Here is a 7,633-nt window from a genome sequence, read left to right as displayed (position 1 = left end):
CGGGCCAACGGAGCAGGACCGGAGCGAGGGCATGCCGAGCCTTAGCGAGGCACCGAACGAAAGGGGCAAGAGCCCTTGGTTACTTGGGGCTTTTCCAAGTGACTCGCCGTAAGGGCGAAACCAATAGCGGCCATTACCGCAGCAACAGATATGCCCCCCATCCAAACCGTGGGAGCAAGCCCGCCCCCCCCAGTAATCAATCCAGTCAACCAAGCGATCAGCTTACAGTCCCGCCTTTTGATTCACTCATGATCTGCCGAATCGCCCCCACAAACGTCTCCACCGGCTGCCCGCCACTGACCGCATATTGCCCGTTGAACACCACCGTCGGCACCGAACTCACCCCCCGCGACAACCACAACTGCTCTTCCTCACGCACCTCTTTAGCGAACTCGTCCGAGGCCAGAATCGCCTCAGCCCGCTCCCGGTCCAGACCAACGCTTTGCGCAATCTGCACCAACTGAGCGTGGTCAGACGGATTGCCGCCCTCCGTGAAATACGCCTTGAACAACGCCTCTTTCAAATTGAACTGCAACCCCTCCAGCCCCGCCCAGAACAACAACCGATGCGCATCGAACGTGTTGTAGATGCGACTGTTGCCGTCGGTGCGAAAGGCGAACCCGACTTCGGCGCCACGCGCACGGATCATTTCGCGGTTCTTCTGCGACTGCTCGGGGGTCGAGCCGTATTTCTCGGTGATGTGTTCGGTGATGTTCTGCCCTTCCGGGCCCATCTTTGGGTTCAGCTCGAACGGCTGGAAACGGATCTCGGCCTGGACCTCGTCCCCCAGCAGATCCAGGGCACGGGTCAGGCCGTACAGCCCGACAACGCACCAGGGGCAGGACACGTCGCTGACGAAATCGATTTTCAGGGGGGTACTCATCACTCACCTCGCAGGCTGGATACGGGCCGGAAAAGTTGAACGATACACCTGTGGGTCTGAGTACATCTGCTAGAAATTGGTTGGCTGTCAGACCGCCATCGCTGGCAAGCCAGCTCCTACAAGGTCAGCGTGTGCACATAGATTTCGGTCAACCCGGTCTGTAGGAGCCGGCTTGCTGGCGATGGGGCCTTCAAACCCCGCATCGTCGTCGAGGGCATCATCGTTACAGGAGGTTGTGTTCGGCCACCGGATCAATCTGCGCCCAATGCGAAGTGTCCTCGCGGTGAGCCTGCAAATAGGGCAGCACCGCCGCAAGCAATGGCGCTTTGAAGGCTTCCTGAAAACGATGGGCCAGCCCCGGAATCAGCTTCAACTGGCTGCCACGAATATGCGCCGCCAGGTGCACGCCATGCATTACCGGCAACAGCGGATCGGCAGTGCCATGAACCACCAGCGTCGGCACCCGCAGTTGATTGAGCAGTGCCACCCGACTCGGCTCCGCGAGGATCGCCATGATCTGACGCTTCACGCCCTCGGGGTTAAACGCACGGTCATAGGACAGCGCCGCCTGATGCAACAGCGCCTGCCGATCATCACTCACCGACGGGCTACCCAGCGCCGCCAACAAATCAGCCTGCTGCTCCAGCGCCACCTCACGATTCGGCGCGCCACGCCGCGAAAGCAGCTGCACCAGCGCCGCGTTCGGCGCCGGCAAGCCTTCGGCACCGGAACTGGTCATGATCAGCGTCAGGCTCTCGACCCGCTGCGGCGCCATGGCCGCCATATGCTGGGCGATCATCCCGCCCATGCTCGCGCCCAGCACGTGGAATTGCTCGACGTGCAAGGCATCCATCAAGCCCAGCGCATCGTCGGCCATGTCGGTCAGGGAATACGGCGCCGATACCGGCAAGCCAAGTTTGTAGCGCAGCACTTCGAAGGTCAGGTTGGCGTCGGCAGGCGATTGTCGCCAGGTGGACAGGCCGACATCGCGATTGTCATACCGGATGACCCGAAAACCCTGCTGACACAGCGCGACCACCACCTCGTCCGGCCAGTGAATCAACTGCCCGCCCAGGCCCATCACCAGCAGCAACGCCGGATCGGAGGCGCGGCCGATGCTCTGGTACGCCAGGCTCACCTGCGCCAGATCGACCCGTTCGGTCGGAACATTGACATCGCATCGAGACGCCGCAAAGGACGGAAGGCCAAAGAACAACGCGGCCAGGAAGGCCGCCGTTGATAAAAATCGTGCACGCATGAAAAACACCGAAACGCAGAACCCCAGTAGAGCGCGAGTCTGATGAAGTTTGTTGAAGCGCGCTGCCACAGTTACGTGACAGTTTGATGAAGAGTGCTGAACGGTCGTACTTGTCGCGCAGGCAACGATCTGTAGGAGCCGGCTTGCCGGCGATGAACGATAACGCGGTGAGTGCGAATCATCGCGGTGCGGCCATCGCCGGCAAGCCGGCTCCTACAAGGACGGTGTCAGGCCAGCTGACTGCGCAACTGCCGCGCCGCCGCCACCATGTTCACCAATGCCGCTTCAGTTTCCGGCCATGCCCGGGTCTTCAAACCGCAATCCGGGTTCACCCACAACCGCTCTGCCGGAATGCGCTTCACGGCCTTGCTCATCAACTTGACCATCTCGGCCGTGTCCGGCACCCGTGGCGAGTGAATGTCGTAGACGCCCGGACCGATGTCATTCGGGTAGTCGAACGCTTCGAAGGCTTCCAGCAATTCCATGTCCGAACGCGAGGTTTCGATGGTGATCACATCGGCATCCATGTCGGCAATCGCCTTGATCACGTCATTGAATTCGCTGTAGCACATGTGCGTATGGATCTGGGTTTCATCGCGCACGCCGGAGGCGCTCAAGCGGAACGCTTCCACCGCCCAATCGAGGTATTCCTGCCATTGCGCCCGACGCAGTGGCAAGCCTTCGCGGAACGCGGCTTCGTCGATCTGCACGATCTTGATGCCGGCGTTTTCCAGGTCGACCACTTCGTCACGCAGGGCCAACGCCAACTGCTGCGCCTGGACTTTGCGCGAAACGTCTTCACGCGGGAACGACCACATCAGCATGGTCACGGGACCGGTGAGCATGCCTTTCATGACCTTGTCGGTCTGGCTCTGCGCGTAGCTGATCCAGTCGACCGTCATGGCTTTCGGACGGCTCAGGTCGCCATAGATGACTGCCGGTTTGACGCATCGCGAGCCATAGCTCTGGACCCAGCCAAAGCGGGTGAACAGGTAGCCGTCCAACTGCTCGGCGAAGTATTCGACCATGTCGTTGCGTTCGGCTTCACCGTGTACCAGCACATCCAGCCCCAGACGTTCCTGGACTTGCACGGCGTGGCGAATTTCGTGGTGCATGGCGTCGGTGTAGTCGTTGGCTGACAGCTTGCCTTGCTTGTAGGCCTGTCGCGCCAGACGGATCGAACCGGTCTGCGGGAACGAGCCGATGGTGGTGGTCGGGAACGCCGGCAGTTTCAAGCGCGCACGTTGTTGTTCGATGCGTTTGGCGAACGGCGATTGGCGTTGGCTGTCCGCTGCACTGATGGCATTGATGCGCGCCTGCACTTCAGCTTTGTGAATACGCGGCGACTCGGCACGGCTGGCCTGAATCGCCCGGCTTTGTGCCAGCGCGGTTTGCACTTTGGGCGATTGCGGATCGTTGAGCGCGTCGCGCAGCACGGCGATTTCGCCACACTTCTGCACCGCAAACGCCAGCCAGCTTTTCAGTTCCGGATCGAGTTTGTCTTCGCGTTCCAGGTCTACCGGGCTGTGCAGCAGCGAGCAGGAACTGCTGACCCACAGGTTGTCGCCGAAACGTTCCTGGGCCAATTGCAGTTGTGCGAGCACCGGTTCCAGTTCGCAGCGCCAGACGTTGCGGCCATTGACCAGGCCCACCGAGAGAATCTTGTAGGTCGGCAGACGATCGAGCACGTGCAGCAGTTGGTCGGGCGCGCGCACCGCATCGATGTGCAAGCCTTGTACGGGCAAGCCGACGGCCAGGCCGAGGTTGTCTTGCAGGCCGCTGAAGTAGGTCGCCACCAGCTTTTTCAGCGGCGAATACTGGAGGATGTGGTAGGCGCGCTCGAAGGCGTTTTTCCATTCTTGCGGCAGGTCGAGGGTCAGGATCGGTTCGTCGATCTGCACCCACTCCACACCTTGTGCCGCGAGGCGGCCGAGGATTTCACCGTAGATCGGCAGCAGGCGTTCCAGCAGGTCGAGCTTGTCGAAGTCGTTGCCTTTGGCCTTGCCCAGCCACAGGTAAGTCAGCGGGCCGATGATCACCGGTTTGACGTTGTGGCCGAGGGCCTTGGCTTCGTCGACTTCGTCGAACAGCTGTTCCCAGCTCAGCTTGAACTGCTGGTCAGCGCTGAATTCCGGGACCAGATAGTGGTAGTTGGTGTCGAACCACTTGGTCAGTTCCTGGGCATATTGCGCTTTGCTGTGTTCGCCACCGCAGCAAGTGGTGGTGGCGCCACGGGCCATGGCGAACAACGTGTCGAGCGTCGGCAGGCCCCTGGCATTCTTGGCGCTGTCGAAACGCTCCGGGATTACACCGAAGGTCAGGGAATGCGTCAGGACCTGGTCGTACCAGGCGAAGTCGCCGACCGGCAGCAGGTCGATGCCGGCGTCTTTCTGTAATTGCCAGTGGGTGGCGCGCAGTTGGCGGCCGACGCTCTTCAGCGCGTCCTGATCGAGATCGCCCTTCCAGTAGGATTCGAGGGCTTTTTTCAGTTCGCGGTCAGCGCCGATGCGTGGAAAACCAAGTGTGTGGGCCAGAGCCATGGTGAGTTTCTCCTTGTAAAAGATGGCGCTATTGTCGACAGCCAACCCAACATGAGACAAACTCAACCTTTTCGTGTTGATCACAAGTTTTCCTCATGGAGCCCTCCGGTGCTTGAAATCCGTCACTTGAAGACCCTGCACGCCTTGCGCGAAGCCGATAGCCTGGTCGATGCCGCCGACCGCCTGCACCTGACGCAGTCGGCGCTGTCCCACCAGTTCAAGGAGTTGGAAGAGCGCATGGGCATGCCGCTGTTCGTGCGCAAGACCAAACCGGTGCGCTTCACCAGTGCCGGTTTGCGCCTGCTGCAACTGGCCGACGCCACCCTGCCACTGCTGCGCGGCGCCGAGCGTGATATCGCGCGGCTGGCCGGTGGCACCGCCGGGCGCCTGCACATGGCGATCGAGTGCCACAGTTGCTTTCAGTGGCTGATGCCGACCATCGACCAGTTCCGCGATGCCTGGCCGGAAGTCGAGCTGGACCTGGCCTCGGGCTTCTCTTTCGCGCCGCTGCCGGCGTTGGCCCGTGGTGATCTGGATCTGGTGGTGACCTCCGATCCGCTGGAACTGGCCGGGATCACGTATGTGCCGTTGTTCACTTATGAAGCCATGCTCGCGGTTGCCAATCAGCACCGCTTGGCGAACAAGGCGTACATCGTTCCGGAGGATTTGCTCACGGAAACCCTGATCACTTACCCGGTGGAACGTGACCGGCTGGACATCTTCACCCGCTTCCTGGAGCCGGCCGACATCGAACCGGCCCAGGTCCGCACCTCGGAACTGACGGTGATGATGATGCAGTTGGTTGCCAGCGGTCGTGGCGTCTGTGGCATGCCGCACTGGGCGCTGCATGAATACAGTTCACGGGGCTACGTGAAGGCCAAGCGGCTGGGCGAGAAGGGATTGTTTGCGACGTTGTACGCGGCGGTTCGTGCGGACATGCTGGATGCGCCGTATATGCGCGACTTCCTGCTGACGGCAAAAGATACGTCGTTCTCGACCTTGGACGGGGTCAGCGCCGTCCGCTAGCACAACACGGACTTGTAGGAGCCGGCTTGCTGGCGATTGCGGCGGATCAGTCCACATCAATGGCGCCTGATACACCGCTATCGCCAGCAAGCTGGCTCCTACAGGGGATCGTGGTGGATTCAGATTTCGTGTCGCATATGGATCGTGGTGGATTCAGATTTCGCGTCGCATATGGATCGTGGTGGGTTCAGATCTCGCGCCACATATGAATCTTGTCGAAGTAATCCTCGCCCACCCGCACCGCCAGTGGTTCGAGGCCGAACTGGATGAAGCCGCAACGCTGGTACAGGTTGAACGCCGCGTCATTGCCGGCGGTAACGGTCAGTTGAATCAGCCTCAAGCCCGGGTGGGTTTGCGCTTCGGCCAACGCTGCCTGCACCAGTTGATAACCGAGCCCGCGCTGGCGGACCTGACTGGACACGTACATGCCAAACAGCGTCGCCTTGTGCCGGGCCTTTTCCCGAGGATCGAAGGCAAGGCCGACGATGCCCGACAGCTTCCCTTCCTCAAACGCCCCGAACACCACATCGAGTTTGTTGCTCAGGCGCGATTCCCACCAGCTCAGCGGCATCGTGGCGCGTTCGCGCACGGTGGAGGTAAACGCCTGGGGATGCAGGTCGTAGGCTTCGAGCATCAACGCCCGATAGTCCAGGGCATGGCTGGCATCAAGCCGTTCAATCCACATGTTCACGCCGTCCGTCGTTGCTCAAGCATCAGCCGCACGGCCAACGCCGCCAAGACAAACCCCATGAAGTAACGCTGCACCGCCAGCCAGGTCGGGTTGTTGACGAACCACGACGCGATGCCGGCGGCGAACACCGCGATCAGCAGGTTGACGCTGAAACTGACGCTGATCTGGGTCAGGCCGAGGATGATGCTTTGGTTGAACACCGAACCGTGCTCAGGGGTGATGAATTGCGGAAACACCGAGAGGTAAAACACCGCAATTTTCGGGTTCAGGGCGCTGGTCAAAAAGCCCATGGTGATCAGTTTGCGCGAGGAGTCCGGCGGCAGCTGCTGTGCCTCGAACGGCGAACGCGCGCCCGGTTTGACCGCCTGCCAGGCCAGCCACACCAGGTACAGCGCGCCGGCCCACTTCAACACTTCATAAGCCATCGGCACCGCGAGGAACACCGCAGTCAATCCCGCTGCCGCAGCGAACAGGTGCACAAAAAAGCCCGCCACCACACCGAGCAACGAAGTGACTCCGGCCTTGCGCCCCTGGCAGATCGAACGAGAGATCAGGTAGATCATGTTCGGTCCCGGCGTCAGTACCATCAGCAACGCGGCAGCGGCGAAGATCAGCAAGTCTTGAAGCGGGATCATGGCGGTTCCTTGGCGTGAATGATCAGGCGATTGCGCTCAGCGAGGCTCGATAAAACGGCAGGATCAGGTCTCGTGTCAATGGCGCCAGCGTCACATCGCCGTCGGTGGCGGGGTCGATCCAGCGCACCTCTTCGATTTCCGCCGCAGGCGATACGTCTGAATCGATGGTCAGCAGAAAGAGTTCGGCCTGTACGACAAAACCTGGCTCGTTGGCGGCCGGTGCCGAGAACTGCCCCAGATAAGTGGCGTGCGCCGGATCGATGGCCAATCCCAACTCTTCTTCCAGCTCACGCACCAGGGCGTGAACCGGTTGTTCATGGGCTTCGATCTTGCCGCCCGGTTGCATGAAAGCTTCAGTGCCACGTTTGCGCACCAGCAGCGTGCGACCGTCAGGGCCGATCAACAAGGCGGCGGCGATGTGGATGATGCGGGGGGAAGTGGCGGATGCAAGCGTCATGAGTGAGGCGAGGCCTTGGCTAAAAGGTGCAAGCATCACATGAGTGGCGGGACATCGTCACGCCGAAAAAACCTCTGCGAAACACCGCCCCCTGTGGGAGCGGGCTTGCTCGCGAAGCTGTGTGTCAGTCGCCTCTATGTCGG

General features: G+C 61.0%; 7 protein-coding genes. 1 reads left to right on the top strand and 6 read right to left on the bottom strand.

The window, feature by feature from the left end; all coding sequences use genetic code 11:
• Positions 1-217: 217 nt before the first annotated feature.
• The 3 genes from KGB27_RS30235 to metE all read right to left on the bottom strand — a co-directional run bounded on the left by KGB27_RS30235 (position 218) and on the right by metE (position 4,681).
• On the bottom strand, positions 218-883 hold the full coding sequence (locus tag KGB27_RS30235) for a DsbA family oxidoreductase (RefSeq protein WP_008043582.1): 666 nt from the start codon (positions 881-883) through the stop codon (positions 218-220).
• Between the two features lie 223 nt (positions 884-1,106).
• Entirely contained in the window at positions 1,107-2,141 is a 1,035-nt protein-coding gene (locus KGB27_RS30230; protein WP_008032212.1) for an alpha/beta fold hydrolase, read from the bottom strand.
• Positions 2,142-2,368: 227 nt separating this feature from the next.
• On the bottom strand, positions 2,369-4,681 hold the full coding sequence (metE, locus tag KGB27_RS30225) for a 5-methyltetrahydropteroyltriglutamate--homocysteine S-methyltransferase (protein WP_223557315.1): 2,313 nt from the start codon (positions 4,679-4,681) through the stop codon (positions 2,369-2,371).
• 108 nt (positions 4,682-4,789) lie between these two features.
• On the opposite strand from metE, the gene metR reads away from it, so the two are divergent.
• Complete coding sequence (metR, locus tag KGB27_RS30220; RefSeq protein WP_008032216.1) at positions 4,790-5,707, top strand: transcriptional regulator MetR; 918 nt, start codon at positions 4,790-4,792, stop codon at positions 5,705-5,707.
• 187 nt (positions 5,708-5,894) lie between these two features.
• Here the strand turns inward: metR and KGB27_RS30215 are convergent, their stop codons facing one another.
• From KGB27_RS30215 to KGB27_RS30205, 3 genes are read right to left on the bottom strand one after another with little or no spacing between them, the layout of a single operon-like run.
• Entirely contained in the window at positions 5,895-6,392 is a 498-nt protein-coding gene (locus KGB27_RS30215) for a GNAT family N-acetyltransferase (protein ID WP_223557316.1), read from the bottom strand.
• A gap of 2 nt (positions 6,393-6,394) precedes the next feature.
• Complete coding sequence (locus tag KGB27_RS30210) at positions 6,395-7,033, bottom strand: LysE family translocator (protein WP_008032220.1); 639 nt, start codon at positions 7,031-7,033, stop codon at positions 6,395-6,397.
• A gap of 22 nt (positions 7,034-7,055) precedes the next feature.
• The gene (locus KGB27_RS30205; RefSeq protein WP_008043577.1) at positions 7,056-7,490 is read right to left on the bottom strand and encodes an NUDIX hydrolase; all 435 of its coding nucleotides are present in this window, start codon (positions 7,488-7,490) and stop codon (positions 7,056-7,058) included.
• Between the last annotated feature and the right edge of the window lie 143 nt (positions 7,491-7,633).

The sequence above is a fragment of the Pseudomonas sp. BF-R-01 genome (assembly GCF_019946615.1).
Classification (GTDB): Bacteria; Pseudomonadota; Gammaproteobacteria; order Pseudomonadales; family Pseudomonadaceae; genus Aquipseudomonas; species Aquipseudomonas migulae.
The sequence above is the reverse complement of the archived record's forward strand: the minus strand, read 5'-3'. Positions and strand labels throughout refer to the sequence as shown.